The organism is Rhodoferax sp., from assembly GCF_030646845.1.
Taxonomy (GTDB): Bacteria; Pseudomonadota; Gammaproteobacteria; order Burkholderiales; family Burkholderiaceae_C; genus Rhodoferax.
This window is the reverse complement of sequence record NZ_JAUSLE010000007.1, coordinates 1-22,480: the sequence shown is the minus strand read 5'-3', so window position 1 is coordinate 22,480 and position 22,480 is coordinate 1. Positions and strand designations below refer to the sequence as shown.

Annotated in this window: 25 protein-coding genes and 1 tRNA gene; 12 read left to right on the top strand and 14 right to left on the bottom strand. The window is 55.8% G+C overall.

The genetic code is table 11. The features are described from left to right. Nucleotides 1-7: 7 nt before the first annotated feature. Nucleotides 8-1,246 (bottom strand): replication initiation factor domain-containing protein, encoded by a 1,239-nt coding sequence (locus tag Q7T10_RS01875; protein WP_304745303.1) that lies wholly within the window; start codon nt 1,244-1,246, stop codon nt 8-10. Beyond that, nucleotides 1,243-1,473, bottom strand: a complete 231-nt coding sequence (locus Q7T10_RS01870) for a hypothetical protein (protein WP_304745301.1) — start codon at nt 1,471-1,473, stop codon at nt 1,243-1,245. Before Q7T10_RS01870 ends, Q7T10_RS01875 begins: the two co-directional genes overlap by 4 nt. An 86-nt stretch (nt 1,474-1,559) precedes the next feature. On the opposite strand from Q7T10_RS01870, the gene Q7T10_RS01865 reads away from it, so the two are divergent. Together Q7T10_RS01865 and ppa are read left to right on the top strand one after the other, a co-directional pair. Further along, nucleotides 1,560-1,829 (top strand): helix-turn-helix transcriptional regulator, encoded by a 270-nt coding sequence (locus Q7T10_RS01865; RefSeq protein WP_304745299.1) that lies wholly within the window; start codon nt 1,560-1,562, stop codon nt 1,827-1,829. 42 nt (nt 1,830-1,871) lie between these two features. Further along, nucleotides 1,872-2,408 (top strand): inorganic diphosphatase, encoded by a 537-nt coding sequence (gene ppa, locus Q7T10_RS01860; RefSeq protein WP_304745297.1) that lies wholly within the window; start codon nt 1,872-1,874, stop codon nt 2,406-2,408. Between the two features lie 98 nt (nt 2,409-2,506). On the opposite strand, the gene Q7T10_RS01855 is transcribed toward ppa, so the two are convergent. After that, entirely contained in the window at nt 2,507-3,298 is a 792-nt protein-coding gene (locus Q7T10_RS01855; RefSeq protein WP_304745295.1) for an alpha/beta fold hydrolase, read from the bottom strand. A gap of 26 nt (nt 3,299-3,324) precedes the next feature. After that, nucleotides 3,325-4,965: a wax ester/triacylglycerol synthase family O-acyltransferase gene (locus Q7T10_RS01850; RefSeq protein WP_304745293.1), complete on the bottom strand. Its 1,641-nt coding sequence runs from the start codon at nt 4,963-4,965 to the stop codon at nt 3,325-3,327. A gap of 121 nt (nt 4,966-5,086) precedes the next feature. On the opposite strand from Q7T10_RS01850, the gene Q7T10_RS01845 reads away from it, so the two are divergent. Further along, the gene (locus Q7T10_RS01845; protein ID WP_370653718.1) at nt 5,087-5,602 is read left to right on the top strand and encodes a chemotaxis protein CheW; all 516 of its coding nucleotides are present in this window, start codon (nt 5,087-5,089) and stop codon (nt 5,600-5,602) included. A gap of 28 nt (nt 5,603-5,630) precedes the next feature. Here Q7T10_RS01845 and Q7T10_RS01840 read toward each other — a convergent pair whose 3' ends face one another. Further along, nucleotides 5,631-6,842, bottom strand: coding sequence for a GNAT family N-acetyltransferase (locus Q7T10_RS01840; protein WP_304745288.1), 1,212 nt, complete (start codon nt 6,840-6,842; stop codon nt 5,631-5,633). Nucleotides 6,843-6,873: 31 nt separating this feature from the next. Here Q7T10_RS01840 and Q7T10_RS01835 point away from each other — a divergent pair, with 31 nt between their 5' ends. Both Q7T10_RS01835 and Q7T10_RS01830 read left to right on the top strand, forming a co-directional pair. Further along, entirely contained in the window at nt 6,874-8,550 is a 1,677-nt protein-coding gene (locus Q7T10_RS01835; protein WP_304745286.1) for an NAD+ synthase, read from the top strand. Between the two features lie 16 nt (nt 8,551-8,566). Then, entirely contained in the window at nt 8,567-8,905 is a 339-nt protein-coding gene (locus Q7T10_RS01830) for a P-II family nitrogen regulator (RefSeq protein ID WP_304745284.1), read from the top strand. On the opposite strand, the gene Q7T10_RS01825 is transcribed toward Q7T10_RS01830, so the two are convergent. The 5 genes from Q7T10_RS01825 to Q7T10_RS01805 are packed head-to-tail and all read right to left on the bottom strand — an operon-like array spanning nt 8,902 to nt 11,746. Further along, nucleotides 8,902-9,486 (bottom strand): TIGR00730 family Rossman fold protein, encoded by a 585-nt coding sequence (locus Q7T10_RS01825; protein ID WP_304745282.1) that lies wholly within the window; start codon nt 9,484-9,486, stop codon nt 8,902-8,904. The two genes, Q7T10_RS01830 and Q7T10_RS01825, sit on opposite strands and share 4 nt — an antisense overlap. Continuing rightward, nucleotides 9,483-9,986: an RDD family protein gene (locus Q7T10_RS01820; RefSeq protein ID WP_304745280.1), complete on the bottom strand. Its 504-nt coding sequence runs from the start codon at nt 9,984-9,986 to the stop codon at nt 9,483-9,485. Before Q7T10_RS01820 ends, Q7T10_RS01825 begins: the two co-directional genes overlap by 4 nt. 20 nt (nt 9,987-10,006) lie before the next feature. Continuing rightward, nucleotides 10,007-10,732: a DUF3106 domain-containing protein gene (locus Q7T10_RS01815; RefSeq protein WP_304745278.1), complete on the bottom strand. Its 726-nt coding sequence runs from the start codon at nt 10,730-10,732 to the stop codon at nt 10,007-10,009. 13 nt (nt 10,733-10,745) lie between these two features. Beyond that, a complete protein-coding gene (locus Q7T10_RS01810; protein ID WP_304745276.1) occupies nt 10,746-11,183 on the bottom strand; it encodes a DUF3619 family protein in 438 nt (145 codons plus the stop codon). After that, entirely contained in the window at nt 11,180-11,746 is a 567-nt protein-coding gene (locus Q7T10_RS01805; protein WP_304745274.1) for an RNA polymerase sigma factor, read from the bottom strand. The genes Q7T10_RS01810 and Q7T10_RS01805 overlap by 4 nt, the downstream gene beginning before the upstream one ends. Before the next feature lie 302 nt (nt 11,747-12,048). Between Q7T10_RS01805 and Q7T10_RS01800 the strand changes: the two genes are divergently transcribed. From Q7T10_RS01800 to Q7T10_RS01775, 6 genes are all read left to right on the top strand, one after another. After that, on the top strand, nt 12,049-13,836 hold the full coding sequence (locus Q7T10_RS01800; RefSeq protein WP_304745272.1) for an acetolactate synthase 3 catalytic subunit: 1,788 nt from the start codon (nt 12,049-12,051) through the stop codon (nt 13,834-13,836). Between the two features lie 84 nt (nt 13,837-13,920). Further along, complete coding sequence (ilvN, locus tag Q7T10_RS01795) at nt 13,921-14,412, top strand: acetolactate synthase small subunit (protein ID WP_304745270.1); 492 nt, start codon at nt 13,921-13,923, stop codon at nt 14,410-14,412. A 21-nt stretch (nt 14,413-14,433) separates the two neighbouring features. Continuing rightward, the gene (gene ilvC / locus Q7T10_RS01790) at nt 14,434-15,450 is read left to right on the top strand and encodes a ketol-acid reductoisomerase (RefSeq protein ID WP_304745268.1); all 1,017 of its coding nucleotides are present in this window, start codon (nt 14,434-14,436) and stop codon (nt 15,448-15,450) included. Nucleotides 15,451-15,523: 73 nt separating this feature from the next. Next, on the top strand, nt 15,524-16,339 hold the full coding sequence (pssA, locus tag Q7T10_RS01785; RefSeq protein ID WP_304745266.1) for a CDP-diacylglycerol--serine O-phosphatidyltransferase: 816 nt from the start codon (nt 15,524-15,526) through the stop codon (nt 16,337-16,339). A 218-nt stretch (nt 16,340-16,557) separates the two neighbouring features. Then, nucleotides 16,558-18,096, top strand: a complete 1,539-nt coding sequence (locus Q7T10_RS01780; RefSeq protein WP_304745264.1) for a 2-isopropylmalate synthase — start codon at nt 16,558-16,560, stop codon at nt 18,094-18,096. A gap of 110 nt (nt 18,097-18,206) precedes the next feature. Next, nucleotides 18,207-19,295 carry a serine hydrolase gene (locus tag Q7T10_RS01775; RefSeq protein ID WP_304745262.1) on the top strand — a complete coding sequence of 363 codons (1,089 nt, stop codon included), beginning with the start codon at nt 18,207-18,209 and terminating at the stop codon, nt 19,293-19,295. A gap of 14 nt (nt 19,296-19,309) precedes the next feature. Here the strand turns inward: Q7T10_RS01775 and Q7T10_RS01770 are convergent, their stop codons facing one another. The 3 genes from Q7T10_RS01770 to aat all read right to left on the bottom strand — a co-directional run bounded on the left by Q7T10_RS01770 (nt 19,310) and on the right by aat (nt 21,668). Next, nucleotides 19,310-20,098, bottom strand: a complete 789-nt coding sequence (locus tag Q7T10_RS01770; protein WP_304745258.1) for an IclR family transcriptional regulator — start codon at nt 20,096-20,098, stop codon at nt 19,310-19,312. A 65-nt stretch (nt 20,099-20,163) separates the two neighbouring features. Further along, the gene (locus tag Q7T10_RS01765; RefSeq protein ID WP_304745256.1) at nt 20,164-20,907 is read right to left on the bottom strand and encodes an arginyltransferase; all 744 of its coding nucleotides are present in this window, start codon (nt 20,905-20,907) and stop codon (nt 20,164-20,166) included. Then, nucleotides 20,904-21,668, bottom strand: a complete 765-nt coding sequence (gene aat, locus Q7T10_RS01760) for a leucyl/phenylalanyl-tRNA--protein transferase (RefSeq protein ID WP_304745736.1) — start codon at nt 21,666-21,668, stop codon at nt 20,904-20,906. Before aat ends, Q7T10_RS01765 begins: the two co-directional genes overlap by 4 nt. A gap of 131 nt (nt 21,669-21,799) precedes the next feature. Here aat and Q7T10_RS01755 point away from each other — a divergent pair. Continuing rightward, a tRNA-Pro gene (locus tag Q7T10_RS01755) sits at nt 21,800-21,876 on the top strand. 66 nt (nt 21,877-21,942) lie between these two features. On the opposite strand, the gene Q7T10_RS01750 is transcribed toward Q7T10_RS01755, so the two are convergent. Continuing rightward, complete coding sequence (locus tag Q7T10_RS01750) at nt 21,943-22,236, bottom strand: tyrosine-type recombinase/integrase (protein WP_370653717.1); 294 nt, start codon at nt 22,234-22,236, stop codon at nt 21,943-21,945. Between the last annotated feature and the right edge of the window lie 244 nt (nt 22,237-22,480).

Genomic DNA, 22,480 nt, shown 5'->3' with positions numbered 1-22,480 from the left:
TTGACGGTTAAGCGAATGCCGGGGAACATTCAACCGATGGAAACGACTTCAGCCGTGAGAACGCAGCAGAGAATGACGCCGCAATTTCAGACTCAGAAAATTTTTGCAACCGACCAGGCCGCTTTTGATGCTCGACCAATTCCCACAGTTGAGACTCGCTCAAATACTTGACCGCGACACCAAACGAGGCCGCCGCCGTTTCGAGCATCCAACGAGCATTGCGGGTGCATTCAGCCAGCACGGTTTCTATCTGAAGCCTGGGCGTTGTCTTGACCGGCTCGGGCGAGACAATCGCATCAGCCTTAAGCAACATGGAGGCGTGCCAGTCCGAAGCACCGGCAAAAAAATCAGCAGGACGCCGCAACATTTCAGACGACAACACGCGCAATTTATTACCGTAGCGAAGCTCGATGCGCAGCCATTCGGAATTGCTTTTTTCGCCAAAAAGTTGATCGCCTTTTTCGTAGGCATTGGTGATTTTTCCAGCTTCGCGGGACCCGATATACAGACTACGGTCATGCCCGTTTTCCCAATCGCCGACCATGTTGAATTTCAACTTTCGCCCGCCCACATTGCACAGGCCAAGCCGATAGTCAGAGCGAATCGAATCAATGCCGCCCTCGATGCCATCAAAGAAATCAAGCGCCAGGTCACAGCGGGTAACGTCGCCCTGGTTCTCGTCAATCAGATCAGCGATGCGAAAATTCCACCCAATATCGGCAAAGGTGCAGGCAGTACCGAACAGATTGCAATGGATTGTTTTTGCCTGGCTTTGCTGCCTGGGCGATTCACTGGACGCAAGGAAACCGACCCAGCCGCATTCAGCGCCATTCAACTCAATAGACCAACGGAATTTATAGAAATCAATGCCTTTGCGAGGCTCAACCGCAACGCTGAATTGAGGACCCAGCGCAGCAGCCACATTCAACGCCAACTCGTGCGCCTGGGCCGCCGCTTGGAACTGCTCAACCGCCTCAAAATCCCTCAGTGGCATACGCCGCTCGACACCCTGACGGACCATTTCCGCCTCCTTTAGGCGATATTCCTCCAGGGAAAAATTCGCGCTCAATTCCAAAGGCCTCGGGAAAAGGGAATCAATGGAAGGAGTCGCAACATTACGCCGGAGAGTGGTGAACCGGACCCAATCCAAATGGACCGGAGACTTCGACGCCTGACGTTCAGCCAGCAAACGCAGCTTGACCGCAGAACCATCCAAAACCAAATGAGACACGTCAGGCCGGCTCATTTGGCGACCTCGGAGGTTATCCCCGTATTACCAACGGGGGGCGCTTCGCGCAGAACTACGGCGGCGCGCTGCGCGTGCCGCTCGCCGCAGTTCCGCGCTGCGCTTTCTTGCGACAGCAGACGAAGGCCCAAAGAGGCCAGGAATTGACTATCCAGAAAATCGGCGACTTGACGCCACTGATGCGAATTGCGCTGGTTACGACCGCTCTGGTGTGCTTGACGCTGCATTTCGATTTGTCTGGTAAAGTTCGTTTTAGGAAATCTGAATTAATTCAGGTTTTCTGAAATGTACACGAAATTTAAGGAAATCTGAAATGCAGATTAAAAATTTGATCGACCGCGCCAAAGACGCTTCAGCGAAAAGCCTGGGACAACTGGCAGCAGATATGCACGTGAAGCAGTCAGCAATCACCGCATGGAAGAAGGGCGACTATCGACCCGGCCCAAGCCAGATCATTTATTTGGCAGAGTGCGCAAAAATTCCCGCACTTGAAACACTGGCCGAAATTGAGTCAGAAGCAAACCCCGACATGGCCGGATTTTGGAAGAAAGCAGTAAGAGAACTCAGGCAAAATCAGGGTTAATCCCTAGCACTTACTGATTTAACTCAATCCAAAGACTCCACCATGTCCCTTGACAACGTCACCCCCGGCAAGAACGTCCCCCAGTCCTTCAATGTGATCATCGAAATCCCGATGAATGCTGACCCCGTCAAGTACGAGGTGGACAAGGCCACCAGCGCCATTTTTGTGGATCGCTTCATGAGCACGTCGATGCACTATCCCACCAACTATGGGTATGTGCCCAAAACGATCTCTGGCGACGGAGATCCGGTAGACGTGCTCGTCATTACGCCTGTGCCGCTGATCCCTGGCGTGGTGGTGACTTGCCGTGCCATCGGCATCCTGAAGATGGAGGATGAAGCCGGTGAAGACGGCAAGGTATTGGCAGTCCCGATCGACAAGATCTTGTCGATTTACTCCCATTGGCAAAAGCCGGAAGACCTGAATCCGCTGCGCCTGAAAACCATCGCGCATTTCTTCGAGCACTACAAGGATCTGGAACAGGGTAAGTGGGTCAAGATTTTGGGCTGGGAAGGCCCCGAGTCGGCCCAGAAAGAAATCATGGACGGCATTGCCAACTACAACAAAGAACAGAACTGATATTTAGCCCTTGGCCCACGTTTGATGGGCCTTGGTAGCTACTAAAAAAAGCGTCTGATGGTGGGAACACCGCAGGCGCTTTTTTTTGAAACGGAGTTTCAGCGGCTGGGGTCCGGAAAAATCATCCCATGTAGCCCGCGCTTGCGCTCAAAGCGTTTCCACTGGCCTTCGGGTTGCGAGAGCCGGTCCGCCAAAGCCCACCAGGCGCTGGGATTGAGTCCCAGCCCCACATGGCTGGCGATGACTTCCACGTTCTCGGTGTGCGGATTGTCCTGACATGGCGCCTGAATGCTGGCAGGCCAGGCCACGACGCCATCGGTGCGGGAAAAAATGGACGTGGTGGGTACAGGTGGTGCACCCGGCAGGTCGAACTGTTCGACCTCGCGGTGAATATTGCGTCCGCTGGTGAGTTCGTATAGGCGCGAGGCATTGGTGCTTTGCTGCAAACCAGCAAAAGGGGTACCCATCGTGACGACGCCGCGCACGCAATTCGGCAACTCTTTGGCCAGTTCCCGTGCATAGATGCCACCCAGGCTCCAGCCAACCAGGCTCACTTTGTTGCCTGTCATCTGAAAGGTGTCGATGACTTGTTGCCTGGCTGCCTGCAAGACGCCTGCGCGTGGGCCAAAGTTGAATCCCTGGTTCCAGCCTGATGCGTCGTAACCCAGGTTTTCAAGAAAGCTGCGCATGGGCATGGTCGAGCCATCACTGGCTGACAGGCCGGGAAACACAATGACCGAGTGGCCATCGCCGACCGGGGCTCGCCGCAGCAAGGGCCAGGACGGGATAAGCAAGCCCAGCTCCCAGGGTGCCCGAAATTCCATGGCGATCAACCAGGGGCTTGGCGCTGAAGGATGGTTGCCGGTGTCGCGTTGTTGCCTGGTCGTCATGTCGTCGCTGGTTGTTGAAGAGAGTATCAAGCTTCGGGATTCTTTCTAACCCGAGTTAACGAGGGCTTAACAGTAGCAGTTTTTGGTTTATCGGCGCTCACTGGGAGGCCTCCTTTAGAGGCTGGCCTCTTCGCCTTCGTCACCTTGGCGACCGTTCCGTCCTGGTATGTCCGGGCTTTTGCGGCGTTTGCAAGGGGGCCTTTCGGTTTGACCTTGACCGCCTTGGTCTGTGCCGGGGTCAGCAGGTGGCGACCTTGCTCAAACGCCTGAACCAGTGCGTCGGTCAATTCATGGACCTCGGGCACCGCTTTTTTGTCCGCAATCACGCCAAAGTCCACGAAACCGGCGTAGGTCTGGATCGTGATGTTGAGCGCGACGCCGTGAATCACGATCGACAGGGGATGGTAGGTGAGCATTCTTGCTCCGGCCATGTACAGGGGCACCTGCGGGCCGGGCACGTTGCTGATGACCAGGTTGGCCGGCATGGGCAGACGGTGCGACAGCCCTGTTGCGCTGTACACCTTGAAAGCGGCCTTGGCGACTCCGCCGACCACCCACGGTGCGAAGAGGGAAGGGTAGTCGGTCGGAATGACTCCTTTCAGGTCAACGATCGCGTGCTTGACCTTGGTGGTGGACGTCATGATGGCTTGCAGGCGCTTCATCGGGTCGGCGAACTGAGTCCCCAGTTCCACCACGGTCATTGACGCCTGCGTGTTCAGGTCATTGTTGCCCTTTTCTCGCAAGCTGATCGGCATGGCGGCCAGCAATGACTTCTTGGGGATGCCGCCGTGTTGGCTCAGGTAAGTGCGCAGGGCCGTGGCGCAAATCCACAGCACGATGTCGTTGAACGAGCCGTCCGCCGCCTTGGCCATGGCATGGCAGTCCGCAAATGAAACGCGGGCTGTGCCGAATGTACGTTCAGACGTGACCGCCACGTTGAAATCCGTCATGGGGGCCAGATCAAGCGGGAGCTTGGGGCGTGCCCTGGCGCCAGTTCCACTCAGGGACTGTTTTAGCAGCGTGCCGCCCACAGCCTGGACCGCGTGGGGGAGTGCCTTGACCAGTTTGATGTATTGCGCCAGTGAGTTGGACAACACCGCCCCGATCATTTCGCCAGTCTTGAGATTTTTCTTGTCGTCATCGTCGAGCGCCTTGTCAGGTGGGGGCACTTCGCGCGGGCTGGCACTGATGTCCATGATCGCGTTCGTCAGCACAGTCCCGCCCTTGCCGTCCAGCGTGGCATGGTGGACTTTGGAATACACGCCAGCACAAATGCTGCCGTCCGGGCGTTTGATGCGCTCAAACACGTGGAATTCCCAAAGGGGGTGGCGGCGATCCATCAGGTGACCGTGCAATTCAGCGCACTTCTCTTCGGCCTGGCGAAGCGTCAAGGTCTTGCCCTTGACCTGTCGAATATGAAAATCAAGATCAACATCCTTGACCTGGATCCATATTGGGTGGCCGAGGTCAAGCGGCATGAGCCCCAGCTTGCGGCTGAAGATGGGCGCCAGATGCATGCGCCCTGCAATATGCGCCTGCATCGCCTTGTGCAGACTGCCCTTGAAACCTGATGGCAGTTCATACAGCGCGAACGAGCCAATATGCATCGGCGTCTCGGGCGTCTCAAGATACAGGAAAAGTGCGTCGAGGCCGCTGAGTGTGTCCATGATTGATCTCCTTTTGCAAGGTTAACCTCTGGCGGGGAAATGCGCCACGGGGGAGTGTCCCGCACGTGTATCATGCTCCGATTGACCCTCCGGCAGCAAAGGAATCGACGCCATGGAAACGATGCAAAAGAAAACCTCAAATACCTTTCAATCGGGTGCGCCCGCCGCACAAGCCGTGGCGGATGCTGGCCAATATCTCACTCTGCGGCTGGGTGGCGAGGAGTATGCGATCGACATCCTGCGCGTGCAGGAAATCCGTTCTTATGAAGAGCCGACCCGTATGGTCAATGCGCCGGCATTCATCAAAGGCGTGATCAATCTGCGTGGGGTCATCGTACCGATCGTGGATCTGCGTCTCAAGCTCAACATCGACAATGTTGAGTACAACGAGTTCACGGTGGTCATTATTCTGAACGTGCGTGGAACGGTCATCGGCGCAGTGGTGGACGCCGTGTCAGATGTGGTCACGCTGACCTCGCAGTCCATCAAACCGGCGCCCCAGTTCGAAACGTCCATTGACTCCCGCTTCATTACCGGCCTGGCGAACGTGGGCGAGCGCATGCTGATTGTGATGAACATGGAAGCTCTGATGAGCAACGCTGAAATGGGAATGGTGTCGGCCGCATTGCAGTCTTGACTGGGGCGTTTCTCCGGCTCTAGGGTGTTCAGGTTCCGGGGTCGTTCCGAAAGGGCGTGCGCTGAACCAGGTCGTCAAGGTACTGGTCGATGCCCTGGTCTTCCCGCTCCAGGAATCGTTCCACGGCGTCGGCAAAAGCCGGGTGGGCCAACCAGTGGGTGCTGGTGGTTTTGACCGGCAGCAAGGCCCGCGCCATCTTGTGTTCTCCCTGGGCTCCGCCCTCAAACCGCTGGTAGCCGTGCTCAATGCACCATTGCAGCGGCTGGTAGTAGCAGGCCTCGAAGTGAAGGCAGTTCACCCGTTCCAGTGCGCCCCAGTAACGCCCATAAGCGACGGCCTCCTTCTTGGTTGAGCCATTTTGGCCATTAGCCCCCGTGGAATAAGCGTTGATAGCTATCAAACTTGTAGCAATTGCTTGGCCGTCCCGTTCCGCGACAAACAGCAGCCAGTTCTCGGGCATGGTGTTGGCCATGCGGCGAAAGAAGTCGCGGTTCAAATAGGGTGCGTTGCCGTGCTCCAGGTAGGTGCGCTCATAGCAGCGGTAGAAGAAATCCCAGTCCTGCTCCGAAATTGAGGTCCCCTCTGACCAGCGGAAGGTGACGCCCGCGTCACTCACTTTGCGACGTTCCTGCCGGATTTTCTTGCGCTTTTCCTGGGAAAGCGATGCCAGAAAGCTGTCAAAGTCAGCATACGCCGGAGTCGTGTTGGTCCAATGAAATTGCACGGTGTGCCGCAGCATCATGCCGGCGTCAAGACAAGCCGGAATGTCCTCAGCGCCTGCAAACAGCAGGTGCAGGGAGGACAGTTGTTCCCCTTCACACCACTGGATGAGCGCTTTTGCCAGCACCGCACGGTCAGCGGTGGTGCGCGCCATCAGACGGGTTCCGGGTACGGGTGTGAACGGTACCGCCACGACGGCTTTGGGGTAGTACGCCAGGCCATGCTGCGCATAGGCATTGGCCCAAGCCCTGTCAAACACGTATTCACCAAATGAATGGGCTTTGACATAGACGACACAGGCACCGACCATCTGGCTGTCCCGCTCGAGGATGATGAAGTGGGGTGTCCAGCCCGTTGCGGGCGTGGCACTGCCACTGGCGTGCAGCGCTGCCAAGTACTCATGCCGCATGAAGGGGGTGGCGGCAGGCTGCATGCTCAACAGTTCGTTCCAGTTTGCGGCATTCACTTCATCGGGTGAATTCAGTACCCGGATGACATAATCGTTCGGCTCGTATTTCACTGGCGGTTCATTCCTCTCACTTCGGCGCTACATGACACTCAAACTCTGCGTTGCCCAACTCAATTTCGTCGTTGGCGACCTGGCTGGCAACTCGCAAAAAATCATCGACGCAGCGCGTTCGGCCTACGCTGATGGCGCTCGCCTGTTGCTGACGCCGGAACTCTCCATTTGCGGCTACGCTGCGGAAGACCTGTTTCTTCGCCACGCTTTTATCGATGCCTGCGATGATGCCGTGAAAACAGTGGCCCGAGCACTGGCTGGGTTAAAAGACATGACCGTGGTCGTCGGGCACCCGACCGGGGGTGACAGCCGCACCCGATCAGTGGTGGTGCAAAGCCGTCACAACGCCGCCAGCGTATTGTCTGAAGGCGCCGTGGTGGCCACCTATGCCAAGCGGGAACTGCCCAATTACCAGGTGTTTGACGAGCGACGTTATTTCACGCCAGGCGAGGGCGTCTGCGTGTTTGAAGCCGGCGACGCCGGTAGCAAGGTCAAAGTGGGTCTGCTGATCTGCGAAGACGCCTGGTTTGAAGAGCCCGCGCGGTTGACCAAGCAGGCTGGCGCCGAGATGCTGGCCGTCATCAACGCGTCGCCGTTTCACGTGGGCAAGGGCAACGAGCGCGAACAGATGATGCGCGCGCGGGTGCAGGCCTGTGGCTTGCCGCTGGTGTATGCCCACCTTGTGGGAGGCCAGGATGAAGTGGTTTTTGAAGGCCACTCGTTTGCGCTCAATGTGGACGGCATAGTGGCTGGTCGCGCGCCGAGTTTTATAGAAAATATGCTGCTAGTCCACGTCAGCCGTGCGCAAGGTGCTATTGATTTTATAGCGGAAGTGGCACCTGAGCGATCTCCCGAAGCCGACCTGTGGGACGCCCTGGTGCTGGGCGTGCGCGACTACATCGGCAAGAACGGCTTCCCCGGCGTCATTCTGGGTTTGTCCGGAGGAATTGACTCGGCGCTGGTGCTGGCGGTGGCGGTGGATGCGCTTGGCAAAGACCGGGTTCGCACCGTCATGATGCCGTCCCCCTACACGGCGGACATCAGCTGGATTGACGCGCGCGACATGGCGGCGCGTCTGGGCGTTCGTTACGACGAAATCTCGATCGTGCCGGAGTTTGATGCTTTCAAGAGCTCTTTAGCGGGTGCGTTCAAGGGGCTGGCGGAGGATACGACTGAAGAGAATATTCAGGCCCGCATTCGGGGTACGCTGCTGATGGCGCTGTCCAACAAGTTTGGCAGTATCGTCCTGACGACCGGCAACAAGTCCGAGCTGGCCACTGGCTATTGCACGCTGTATGGCGACATGGCGGGGGGCTTTGCTGTCATCAAGGATCTGGCCAAAACCACCGTGTTCAGGTTGGCACGCTGGCGCAATGCCAACGATCCCTATGGCACTGGCAGCGAGCCGATTCCGGATCGCATCATCACCCGCCCGCCGAGCGCCGAGTTACGCCCCGACCAGAAAGACCAGGACAGTCTGCCACCCTATGAAGTACTGGACGCGATTCTGGAGCGTTACATGGAGAACGATCAGAGCATAGAAGACATCATTGCCGCGGGGTTTGCCCGAGCTGATGTGGAGAAGGTGACGCGCCTTATCAAGATCAATGAATACAAGCGCCGGCAGGCGCCCGTGGGGATTCGCGTTACCCATCGCAGCTTTGGCAAGGATTGGCGTTATCCTATTACCAATCGCTTTCGCGCTTAAAGATTAAGGACCCCCCATGAAACAGATCACCGCCATTGTCAAACCGTTCAAACTCGAAGAAGTGCGTGAAGCCCTTGCCGAATGTGGCGTCACCGGGCTCACCGTCACCGAGGTCAAGGGTTTCGGTCGCCAGAAAGGCCATACCGAGCTCTACCGGGGTGCGGAGTATGTCGTTGACTTCCTGCCCAAGGTCAAAGTGGAAGTGGTTGTGAAGACCGACGACGTGGATCGTTGCGTGGACGCGATCGTGAAGGCCGCCCACACGGGCAAGATTGGTGATGGCAAGATATTCGTGACTGCTGTGGAACGTGTGGTGCGCATCCGCACGGGCGAGCAGGACGAGTCGGCTATCTAGATTTTATCAAGCCGAGGTTTGGTGGAAAGGCCTGCTGCCTCCACCAGCTTCTTTAGCAGGGACACGGGCTCGGTGTCCGAGCGGATCAAATCCATCTGCCAGTCGCCCATGAACTGCTGTTCAACTGACGAGTTCAGAAAGCCCAGCAACTGGTCGTAGTAGCCTGCCGTGTTGAGAAGCCCTATCGGTTTGTCGTGATAGCCCAGTTGGCGCCAGGTCCAGACTTCAAACAGTTCCTCAAAGGTGCCGATGCCACCGGGCAATGCCAGAAACGCATCGGCGCGTTCGGCCATCATGCGTTTGCGGTCGTGCATGGTGTCCACGATGTGCAATTCGGTGCAATCCCGGTGGGCGCATTCTTTCTCCACCAGCGCTTTGGGGATGACCCCGACCACCCTGCCACCTGCCCGCAGGGTGGCATCGGCAACGACACCCATGAGGCCGCCCCTGCCACCGCCGTATACGAGTTGTCCTCCATGCTCTCCGATCCAGGTCCCCACTTCCTGTGCTGCGGTTGCGAACTCAGGGTTCAGACCGGGTCGCGACCCACAATACACGCAGACCGAAAATGCCGGATTCATGAGGTTTTTCGACTCACACGGGGAGCGGAAATCAGCCGGGTGCCCGCCAGCGCGTCATGCCAGAACTGCTGTTGTGGATGAAAGCGGCTCAGGACAGCCCATATTGCCACCCATCCGAGGATGATGACGACAGACTCAGCCCCCGACAGATTGAAAGGCGAAACCGCGGCCAGTGCAGGCAGGAACCAGAGCCAACTCAGGACGTAGCGAAGCAGCGCGCGGGCTTGCGTGATGGGTTGACCGGAGCGGTCGACTACACGTATGTCCCAGGTCTTCATGGCCAAAGTTTGCCCCTTGGCCCATAACCAGACGAAGTAGATACCGAAGACGACGAAAAGAAACGCCTGAAGGGCATGTCGGTTGTCCATGGCATTGCGGGTCTGGCTCAGGGTGCCAAACAGGTAGCCGGCAATGAAAACAACGCCGAACATCAACATGCCTTCATACAGCCAGCAGGCCATGCGGCGGGCAAGGCTGGGAGCCTTCAACTCAGGATTCATTCAACCAATACCATCCGCATTCAGTTTTTCTGCACGGGCGCAGGTTCAACCAGCGGCTGTGCATGCGGAAGCAAGGTATTGCGATTCACTGCATGGTTAGCGGCAGACACTCGAGGTACCTGCATCGGTGCTTTTCTGGTCATGGGAACGATCGCCAGTTTTTGAGGCGGGACAGGTTTTGCGGCAGCCGCTGCGCCGGTCGGTTTGGGCGCGGCTGAAATTGCGAGTTTTTTCCTGTCTTCCGGGCTAAGCGCCTGGTAGGCCTGCCAGGTGGCCGTTTTCTGGCTCGGTGTGAGTGCCTTTGTCTTGGCAAAATTCAATCGCGCCTGATCACGCTGCTGCTGGCTGAGCGACACCCACTCGGCCATGCGGCTATGCAGTTTGGCCTGCTCTGCCGGCGCAAGAGTCGGATAACTCGCGGCGATCGCAATCCATTTCCGCTTTGGACCTTCGCCCAGGCTTTTCCAGTTTGCTGCCAAGGGCTTGAGGGACAACTGCTGGGATGGCGTCAAATCCTGCCACTCCGGTTTGGTGGAAATCTTCAGCGTACCGGTATTTTTCGCCAGGGCAGGCGAGGGGGGTGTTTTGACCGAGGGCTGTGCCAGCGGCGGTGTTGCAGCCACTGCTTGAGCCAAGGCACAGGAAGCTGACGTGCTTAACGCCGCGAGAAAGAAAAATGCGGCTCCACAAACCACTGCATTCGCGGTGAATGGATGGTTGGGTTGATGGGATGCGCGCATGAACATAAATATGTCCAATCTATTGATTCTGTCCGGAACTGACCTTGACGAACTGTGTAAACCCCGGGTCGGCATAAGCTGCCGGAGGAAGGTCGTCTGTCAATAACGCGGCATCAATTTCGGCAAGCTCATTAGCCCGATTGTCATCTTGGATGATATTGATGGCGATCAGGCCAAAAACAAGCGCCAGAAGTGGAATGGCAGCGGCAAGACGACCCCACCACCCAAGATGCTCATTTCCAAATGTGATTGTTCCCGTACCGCCAGACACCGCCAGACTGCTGGCTGTCCGTGCGACGGCCATCTTCCGTCTTCCCAACGCCTGCGCCCGGGCGGCGCGCAAGCGCTCGGAGATGTCGTATGGCAGATCGTCAGCAGCATCAGAAAGGCGCGCCGTAACGAGTAACCCAAAACGATCCTGTGCAACCTGATTTTGATATTGATACGAATTGGTCATAGTGTTATTCCCTTCGCCCTCAATGCTTTGCCGAGGGCCTGAACTGCCCGCGAACAGTGTGTTTTAACACTACCTTCCGAACAACCCATGGCCGCAGCAGTCTCTGCTACGTCCAATTCCTCCCAATAACGCATGAGGAAGGCTTCGCGTTGACGGGCCGGCAATTCCTGGACTTCCGTTTCTATCTCACGCAAGGTTTGTGCCCGTTGCGTTGAACTCTCTGCACTTTCTGTCTGATCTGAGTGGCTTTGAACGTTTAAAGTTTCCAGGAGATCAAATTCTCCGTCCTCCCCTGCAGATTCGAAATCGCTCATGTTCGAAAAAAGTGCGTTTCGCGTCTTCTGTCGCCTGAACCAGTCCAAGGTGCAATTGGACAGGATGCGCTGAAACAGCATTGGCAGTTCTGCGGCCGGTTTATGTCCGTAGTGTTCGGCCAGTTTCATCATGCTGTCCTGCACGATGTCCAGCGCCGATTCCTCGTTCCTAACGTGGTAGACCGATCGCTTGAACGCGCGCTTTTCGACGCTTTTCAGAAAATCCGAGAGTTCTTGTTCAGTTGCCAAGAGGTTTGTGCCCTAGAGCGGCCGTGAATTTGGGTTGTCCCGATTTTTTGGCGTGCTCAAAGTAAATTTGAGTGCTTTTTGAGCCAATTATCGCATCCGGACGGGGTTTTTTCGGTTTCGCTCAGGCGTTTCAATTGGTGCGGTGCGATAATGAAAATTGCAAATAAAAAGGCAAACGGGTCATGGTCCGGCGCAAGAATCACTGCGCTTATGGCTTTGACCTTAAGTCCCGACGCGACTCCACAAGTGTTTGCGAAGGGGCACCCAAGGTTTTTCGTCAGAGAAATTCACAAAGGTTCATCATGGAAATATCAAAAGCTGAAATTGCTTCGGCAACAGCGACTGTCGCCCAAACTCCCGCTACCACGTCGAATGAGCTTCGTGGGGCCGAGATTCTCGTCAAAGCCTTGCAGGCTGAAGGCGTCAAGTACATCTGGGGTTATCCCGGCGGTGCGGTGCTTCACATCTACGACGCTTTTTACAAGCAGGACACCATCCAGCACATTTTGGTGCGGCACGAGCAGGCTGCGGTTCACGCCGCCGATGGCTATGCACGTGCCACTGGCGAAGTAGGCGTGGCGATGGTCACTTCCGGCCCGGGGGTTACCAACGCGATTACCGGCATTGCCACGGCCTACATGGACAGCATTCCCATGGTGATCGTGACCGGCCAGGTGCCTACGCACGCCATTGGTCTTGATGCGTTCCAGGAATGTGACACTGTTGGCATCACCCGCCCCATTGTGAAGCACAATTTCCTGGTCAAGGACGCGCGTGACTTGGCCGAAACCATGAAGAAGGCCTTTCACATCGCCCGTACCGGGCGGCCTGGTCCTGTTGTGGTGGACATTCCAAAAGACGTGTCGTTCAAAAAGGTCGCCTATTCAGGCTACCCTGAGACCGTGGAGATGCGATCCTACAACCCCGTTCGTAAAGGCCACGGAGGCCAGATCCGCAAGGCGCTGCAGTTGTTGCTGGCCGCCAAGCGCCCTTACATCTACACAGGTGGCGGGGTCTTGTTGAGCAACGCCTCGGCAGAGTTGCGCACCCTGGTCGACATGCTCGGCTATCCCTGTACCAACACCTTGATGGGTTTGGGCGCGTATCCGGCAAGTGACCGGAAGTTCCTGGGCATGCTGGGCATGCACGGAACAGTAGAAGCCAACAACGCGATGCAACATTGCGACGTACTACTGGCAGTTGGCGCGCGCTTTGATGATCGGGTGATTGGCAATCCCAAGCACTTTGCCCAAAATGAACGAAAAATCATTCATATTGACATCGATCCGTCCAGCATCTCCAAGCGAGTGAGAGTGGATATCCCGATTGTGGGGGACGTCAAGGATGTGTTGTCCGAGATGATTGCGATGATCAAGGAAGGTGCTGCCAAGCCTGATGCCAACGCGCTGGGTGCTTGGTGGGACACCATTGAGGGTTGGCGCAAGCGCGATTGTCTGAAATATGATCATGGCAAAGGTGACGTGATCAAGCCGCAATATGTGGTTGAAACCTTGTGGAACATGACGAAGGACGTCGAAACCTACATCACCTCAGACGTCGGCCAACACCAGATGTGGGCAGCACAGTACTACCGGTTTGACGAGCCGCGCCGATGGATCAATTCGGGTGGTCTGGGAACCATGGGCGTGGGCATACCCTACGCCATGGGCATCAAGTTGGCCAAGCCTGAAGCTGAAGTTTTTTGCGTTACGGGAGAAGGCTCGGTGCAAATGTGCATCCAGGAGCTCTCGACCTGTCTGCAGTACAACACCCCAATCAAAATAGTGGCGCTCAATAATCGGTACCTTGGCATGGTGCGCCAATGGCAAGAGATCGATTACGAGGGGCGCTACAGCCACAGCTATATGGACGCATTGCCAAATTTCGTGAAGTTGGCCGAAGCCTATGGGCATGTCGGTATGCTGATTGAAAAGCCGCAAGACGTGGAGCCCGCTTTGCGCGAGGCGCGCAAGCTCAAGGATCGAACCGTGTTCATGGATTTCCGTACCGATCCCACGGAGAACGTGTTTCCCATGGTGAAGGCTGGCATGGGCATCACCGAAATGTTGCTCGGTTCGGAAGATCTTTAACCCACTTATTCTGACGAATCTATTGCCTGCCAAGCCCTGCGGTTACCACCGCAGGGGGAGGGCAGCGAAAAGAGGAATCTCACCATGAAACATATCATTGCAGTATTGCTGGAAAACGAGCCCGGCGCTCTTTCGCGCGTCGTAGGTCTTTTTTCGGCGCGAGGTTATAACATCGAGTCTCTTACCGTGGCACCCACAGAGGATCCAAGTCTGTCACGCATGACAATTCAGACGACGGGGTCCGACGATGTCATCGAGCAGATTACGAAGCACCTGAACCGCCTGATCGAAGTGGTCAAGGTGGTGGATCTGACGGAGGGGGCGTACATCGAGCGTGAACTCATGATGGTCAAAGTGCGCGCGGTGGGCAAGGAACGCGAAGAAATGAAGCGCATGGCTGACATCTTCCGGGGCCGCATCATCGACGTCACCGAGAAAAGCTACACGATTGAGTTGACTGGAGATCAGTCAAAAAACGACGCGTTTCTGGAGGCCATTGAACGTGGCGCAATTCTGGAGACTGTCCGCACCGGCTCTAGCGGCATTGGTCGCGGCGAACGTATTTTGAGAGTTTAAATTTTTACAACGGAGAGAGAAATGAAAGTTTTTTACGACAAAGACTGTGATCTGAGTCTCATCAAAGGCAAGACGGTTGCGATCATTGGTTACGGCAGCCAGGGCCATGCCCATGCCCAGAATCTGAATGACAGCGGCGTGAAGGTTGTCGTTGGATTGCGCAAGGGTGGCGCCTCCTGGCCCAAGGTCGAAAAGGCCGGCCTCAAAGTTGCGGAAGTGGCCGATGCGGTCAAGGCTGCCGATGTGGTCATGATTTTGTTGCCTGACGAGCAAATTGCGGCGGTGTATACGAACGACATTGAACCCAACATCAAGCAGGGGGCGTCCCTGGTGTTCGCGCACGGTTTCAACGTTCACTACGGTTTGGTGAGTCCTCGCGCAGATCTGGATGTATGGATGGTGGCGCCGAAGGCCCCCGGCCACACCGTGCGCGGTACCTATGCACAGGGTGGCGGTGTTCCCCATCTGATTGCCATTCATCAAGACAAGTCTGGTCGTACACGCGACTTGGCCCTGAGCTATGCCATGGCCAACGGTGGCGGTAAGGCTGGCATCATTGAAACCAATTTCCGCGAAGAAACTGAAACTGACCTTTTTGGCGAGCAGGCAGTTTTGTGTGGTGGCACGGTTGAGTTGATCAAAGCTGGTTTCGAAACCTTGGTCGAAGCTGGGTACGCACCGGAAATGGCCTATTTTGAGTGCCTGCACGAACTGAAATTGATTGTGGACATGATTTATGAAGGCGGCATCGCCAACATGAACTACTCCATCTCCAACAATGCCGAATATGGCGAGTACGTGACCGGCCCGCGGATTGTCACCAGCGCCACTAAAGACGCGATGCGTCAGTGCCTGAAAGACATTCAGACGGGTGAATACGCCAAGAGCTTCATTCTGGAAAACAAGGCGGGCGCGCCCACCTTGCTGAGCCGTCGCCGCTTGACGTCCGAGCATCAGATTGAACAAGTCGGTGAGAAGCTCCGCGCGATGATGCCCTGGATCAAGAAGAACAAGCTGGTTGACCAGACTCGCAACTAGACTGTGATACGACCCTCGTAACAAAGGCCACTTCGGTGGCCTTTGTTACTATGCAAAGCAGGAGACCAATACCATGCATGACGGGAACGAAACAGAGCTTGTCGAGGACGTCGCCGTAATGGTGAAAAAGCGTCGAAAGGGCATCTATATTTTGCCCAACCTGTTCACGCTGGCTGCACTTTTCGGTGGTTTTTATGCCATTGTCATGGCGATCAATGGGCGATTTGATCTGGCTGCCATAGGTGTCTTTTGTGCCATGGTGCTTGATAGCCTTGATGGGCGAGTGGCGCGCATGACCAACACGCAAAGCGCGTTTGGTGAGCAGATGGATTCACTGTCGGACATGGTGTCCTTTGGCGCCGCGCCCGCGATCATTGCCTATGTATGGGCGCTTCAGGGTTTGGGTCGCTGGGGCTGGATTGCCGCCTTTGTCTATTGCGCATGTGCTGCCTTGCGTCTTGCAAGATTCAACGTGAATACTGCGGTCGTGGACAAACGCTTTTTTCAGGGTCTGCCGTCCCCGGCTGCAGCTGCACTGGTTGCCGGGTTCATCTGGTTGATGACTGATCTTGGTGTGAAGGGCCCGACGGTGGCATGGCCGATGTTTGCACTGGCCTTGTATTCGGGATTGACCATGGTGACTAACGTCCCGTTTTACAGCTTCAAAGGTGTCCACATGAAGAAGAGCGTGCCCTTTGCCGTGATTGTGCTGATTGCACTGGTTATCGCCGTCATCAACATTGATCCGCCCATTGTCCTGTTCTCTATCTTTGTTGCCTATGGGTTCAGTGGGTACGCAATTTATGTCTGGCGCAAAGCCAAAGGTATGCAGACCAGTGTTATCAGCACGTCAACGCAGGAGCCCGATGAAAGAGGGCTTCATGAGTAACGATCCGGCATGCGGCGGGCCTCCTTACACTTCACAACAAGTTGTGATACATTGACACTATGAAAAAAATGTTGCTAGCACTACTGCTATCGCCGAACGGGCGGAGACGGTAGCGCACGCGCTCACCAAAACCAAAAGCCCGTATGCATCCGCAACGGGCTTTTTGTTTTATGCACCGACTTTAGATTGCGGATTTTGAGGAACACAGGAGAAACCAGATGGCTGATAAATTGATAATCTTTGATACCACATTGCGTGACGGCGAGCAGTCGCCCGGTGCATCCATGAACAAGGATGAAAAGCTGCGTATCGCGCGTCAGTTGGAGCGTCTGAAAGTTGATGTCATTGAAGCTGGTTTTGCAGCGAGTTCAAATGGTGACTTCGAGGCAGTGCAGTGCATTGCGAATGCCATCAAAGATTCGACCATTTGCTCACTGTCCCGCGCCAATGACCGGGACATCTCACGCGCGGCGGAAGCACTCCAAGGAGCCAATAGCGCCCGTATCCACACCTTCATTGCAACATCGGCGTTACATATGGAGAAGAAGTTGCGGATGACGCCTGACCAGGTGTTCGAGCAGGCCAAGCTTGCAGTGCGTTTCGCGCGCAATCTTGTCAACGATGTTGAGTTCAGTCCGGAAGACGGCTACCGAAGTGATGTTGATTTTTTGTGCCGCGTGATAGAGGCCGTAATCAGCGAGGGGGCCACGACGATCAACGTGCCTGATACGGTGGGTTACGCCGTGCCGGAACTCTACGGCAATTTCATCAAGAACCTGCGTGAGCGCATTCCAAATTCGGACAAGGCCATCTGGTCAGTTCATTGCCACAATGACTTGGGCATGGCTGTCGCGAATTCGCTGGCGGGTGTGAAGATCGGCGGCGCTCGTCAGGTGGAGTGCACGATCAATGGTCTGGGTGAACGCGCCGGCAATTGCAGCCTGGAGGAGGTTGTTATGGCAGTCAAGACCCGTCGGGACTATTTTGGACTCGATTTGGGTATTGATACCAAGCATATTCTGGCTGCAAGTCGCATGGTCAGCCAGACCACGGGTTTTGTGGTTCAACCCAACAAGGCGGTGGTCGGTGCAAATGCATTCGCCCACGCCTCTGGCATTCATCAGGATGGAGTTCTCAAGGCGCGCGATACCTATGAAATCATGCGGGCGGAGGATGTCGGCTGGACAGCAAACAAAATTGTGCTTGGAAAACTCAGTGGGCGCAACGCGTTCAAGCAGCGCCTGCAGGAGTTGGGTGTGCAGTTGGAGAGCGAGGCAGACGTCAACAATGCCTTCGCCAAATTCAAGGAACTGGCTGATCGGAAGAGCGAAATATTTGACGAAGACATCCTGGCGCTGGTAAGTGATGAAAGCGTGACACACGACAAGGAGCAGTATGGATTTGTCTCTCTCTCGCAACACAGTGAAACTGGCGAGCGTCCTCAGGCCTGCATTGTTTTTACCGCGGATGGAAAAGAGGTTAAAAGCTCTTCGGATGGAAATGGCCCGGTTGACGCATCGCTAAAAGCCATCGAGGCACATGTCAAGAGCGGTGCGGAGATGGTGCTCTATTCTGTAAACGCCATCAGTGGTTCGACAGAAAGCCAGGGTGAGGTCACGGTGCGTCTGCAAAACAGCGGGCGGGTGGTGAATGGTATCGGGGCGGACCCGGATATCGTTGTGGCGTCCGCCAAAGCCTACCTGAGCGCCCTCAACAAACTGCACAGCAAGGCTGATCGGGTGGCCGCCCAAGGCTAAGATAAACGCCCGTTTTAGGTTCTTGTTTAAGAAAGTCGCGCAAGTATTTGATATTGCGCGACTTTTTTGTATAAACTGCAATATTAAAGAATAATTCCGGAGATGAATACATGTTCTGTTCTCATCACATCACGTTTGGAAATGTTTTGCATCGAATACTATTTTTCTTGGGCCTGACGTTTTTTGTTGTTGCAGTCTCGCTGCCGCAGGCCAATGCCGCGCAAGGGAAGCGCCAGGTTGTCAAGGTATCGAAGGTATCCAAGAACATGGTCGTTGCAAAACGGAAAGTCTCCAGGACATTTGGAACTGTGAGGCGCAAGTCTGTGGTTCGTGCTGAGGCCGTGCCGATGCGCCCGTCGTTCGGGCAAATTGCGGGTCTGCATGGCGCGCAAGACGCACTGGACTTGAAGTCTAGCGTGGCATTGGTGATCGATCAGGATACCAGTGAGGTGCTGTTCAGCAAAAATGATCAAGCCGTCTTGCCGATTGCCTCTCTCACCAAACTCATGACGGGTTTAGTTGTCAGTGAAGCGCGCTTGCCCATGAACGATGTGATCACAATTTCCCAAGCTGATGTGGACACCGAAAAAGGCAGTTCATCGCGCCTGAAAGTGGGCACTGAGTTGACCCGCGGCGAGCTGCTGCATTTGGCTTTGATGTCGAGTGAAAATCGCGCTGCGCATGCGCTTGGGCGCACTTTCCCGGGTGGTTTGCCAGTCTTTGTTGGCTTGATGAATGCCAAGGCCCAGGCGATCGGCATGAACGATACCAATTATGCAGAGCCCACCGGACTTTCCAGCAAGAATCAGTCCAGCGCCCGTGATCTGGCCAAACTGGTCAATATTGCGTATGGCGATCCAACTTTGCGTGAGCTATCTACGTCACCCGCCCACCAGGTAGCGGTCGGTAGCCAGACGCTTCAATACAACAACACCAATCGCCTGGTGAAGAATCCGTCTTGGGACATCGGTTTGCAAAAGACTGGCTATATTTCCGAGGCGGGTCAGTGTCTGGTCATGCAAACCAAAGTTGCCGGTCGCAAGCTCATCATGGTGTTTCTCGATTCGGCAGGCAAACTCAGTCGTCTGGGTGATGCTGAACGCGTTCGGCGTTGGGTGGAGTCGATTCCGTCCGCAAAATCGAGCTTGGTTCCTCTGGCTGGTGCTGCCACAGGTGGCGTCTTGGCGACGGTCCGTTAGTCGCCGATTCGTTGTCAGCGCGCCAATTCAGGCTTGTAGCCCAAAGTCGTTGATATTTCCCGGGCGGTGGCCTGCAGTTTAGGCAGCCATTCTTCTTCAAGTCGACCGGCTGGAGCGGAGATGGACAAGCCAGCTACCAATGTGCCTTGGTCGTCGTAGATTCCCGCGGCCATGCAGCGCACACCAAGTTCAAGCTCTTCATTGTCGTGTGCATTGCCGTACTGGCGCACTTTCGAAAGTTCTCGTTCCAATGCCGGCAACTGGGTGAGGCTATTCTTGGTGTGACCGCTCAAGCCAGTACGTGCGGCGTATGCGCGGACTCGTTGTGGATCGTCGGCCGCCAGGAACAGTTTTCCCACCGAGGTCAGGTGCAGTGGGGCACGCCCGCCGATCGCGCGAACCACCTGCATCCCGGACCGCTCGCTGTAGGCACGCTCGATATAAACAATCTCGTCGCCCTGGCGCATGCTCAAATTCACGGGTTGCTGTATCAATTTGTGCAATTCCCGCATCGGCACCAGTGCCGCATCGCGGACATTGAGACGGCTCTTGACCAGATTTCCCAATTCAAGCAGGCGCATGCCCAGCCGGTAATTGCCAGGTTGGGGGCGGTCAACAAAGCGGCCGGTCGCCAAATCATTCAGCAAGCGATGTGTAGTGGACGGGTGCAGACCGGTCTTTTCGCTGATTTCTTTCAGTGAAATCGCCTCTTCCCTGGAGGCCAAGACGTCCATGAGGGCAAACATGCGCTCAATGACTTGAACGGTTGGGGTAGTCGCAATGCCGGGATCTGTTTTTCGCATGAGTACTCCTGATTAGCGCAGTATTCATTTTACTTTGTGAAATGACCGGTTGCGTTGTGAAGGAGTCAGCGTGGGTTGCCGGGAGCCCAGGTGCCTGCCAGGAGAAACTCCAGGGGAGCAAATCTTGCCTTGTAATTCATCTTTTGGCTTTCGTTGATCCAGTAGCCCAAGTAGACATAAGGTAGCTTTAGTGTCTTGGCTTGGGCAATCTGCCAAAGGATGCTGTATGTGCCGAAACTGCTATTGGCCTGAGGCTCATAGAAGGTGTAAACGGCCGAAATGCCATCGTCGAGCACGTCAACGATCGAGACCATTTTCAATAGACCCGGCGAACCATCGGCGAGTGTTTCGCGGAATTCAACCAGCCGCGAGTTCACCCGACTTTGCAATAGAAATTGCGTGTACTGGTCGATGCTGTCCTGGTCCATGCCGCCACCAGCGTGCCGCCCGTTTTGATAGCGCAGATACAGGCTGTAATGTTCCTGTACAAAACACAGTTTCAGCACTCTGGCCTGCAGATCAGAATGACGTGCCCACGCGCGTCGCTGGCTCCTGTCTGGCTGGAATTCATTTGCAAGAACCCGTAGCGGGGTACACGCGCGGCATCCGTCGCAATAGGGGCGGTAGGTGAACATGCCACTGCGCCGAAAGCCTTTGCTAACCAGTTCGGAGTAGGTGGCGTTGTTGATCAGATGGCTGGGGGTTGCCACTTGAGACCTGGCCTGCCTGTTCGGAAGGTAGCTGCACGGGTAAGGCGCTGTTGCATAGAACTGCAGCGCTTGTAGCGGGAGGTCCTTGAGATGCGTCACGTTTGCGTTGACTTGGAAGGCAGTAGGTCTCGCCAGTATAGGGGGTCAAAGTGCCAGACAAGGCTCCTCTGAGTGATGCCGGCCGCAACTCGTTGGACGAACAGATCTCGGGGGATTTCCCGTGCGCCGAGGGAAGCCAGATGACGGGTGTTCTGTTGGCAGTCAATCTGCCGGACGCCATGGTGGCGGCAAAAACTAACCAGCGCGGCAAGCGCAATCTTGGAGGCGTCAGTCGAGCGACTGAACATGGATTCACCAAACACCGCTTTCCCGAGCGCAACGCAGTACAGCCCCCCGACCAACTCGCCGTTGACCCATGTTTCCACGCTGTGGGCATAGCCGGCCCGATGCAGCTCGCCATAGGCTGCGATCATGTCAGGCACGATCCATGTGCCCGCCTGGCCCTCGCGGTGACTGGTTGAGCAGGCTTGAATGACCTGTTCAAACGCCGAGTCCATTCGAATTTCGCAGTTCGCCGTTCTGCGGAATTTCTCGAGAGTTTTTTTGAATGAAGCGTGCAGCCGAAATTCGGAAACGTCCAGGACCATTCTGGGATCAGGGCTCCACCAAAGCGTAGGCTGCCCGTCGCTGAACCAGGGGAAAATCCCATGGCTGTATGCACGGATTAACGTGTCGACATCCAGCACACCGCCTGCGGCCAGCAGGCCCGGCGCAGGAGAGTGTTCGCCCCAAGCCTCACTGGTGGGAGGGAAGTCCTGACCCGGATCAAGCCAGCGAAGGGGTGGAGGTTGAGACGGCATGGGCGAACTGTATCCGATGGGGTGGTCGCGCAGCACGTGGTTCCTTTTCTCGATTTCCCTTTGTTTATTCAAAGCGAAATGACCGTTTTTCGGGGGAATCAGTGCTGTGACCCGTTACAATACCAGCATGTCGGGGCGTAGCGCAGCCTGGTAGCGCATCTGGTTTGGGACCAGAGGGTCGAAGGTTCGAATCCTTTCGCCCCGACCATATATAACGTTTCTTTGCTATATTTTTAATAGCAACTGTCTAAGAAATTCACAAGTGTCTAAGAAATCACCGGGTTGCCCCGGTCTTTCTGGCTGTTTTGTGACGTACATAGTCGCTCGTTTGAGTCTGCGTTGAGTGTCCGCCCATACGCTGAGCTTGTCCTATTCCCCGAGTTTCATCTACATCCGTCAGCGCCTTTGCCCTGATATCGTGAAAGTGAACTCCAGCGACGCCGGACCTTTTAACCGCTCTTTTCCAGGCCGTTGATGCGCCCGAATACGTGAACTGCTGAGCGCCTAGGGTTGTGAACATCCAGCGGGCTATGTCTCTTCTCTTAAGCACTTTGAGCCTTTCGACCACGTTACGCAACTTCGGCGTCCATTCAATCAGCACTTTCGCACCGGTAGAGCCTGAGACCTTGCTGGGTTCGAAAAGGATGCCGTCGCGGCCGAGCTCCGACCACTTGGTTGACGACAATTACCTTGGCCGGTTGACGACAACTATGTTGGCCGGTTAGAGGCCTACACCGGGCGGGTCCGGGAGGCGGGGCTACCGTTGGACCTTCGAACAGATATCGAAGGTAAACGGCATGCCCGGCAAGAGA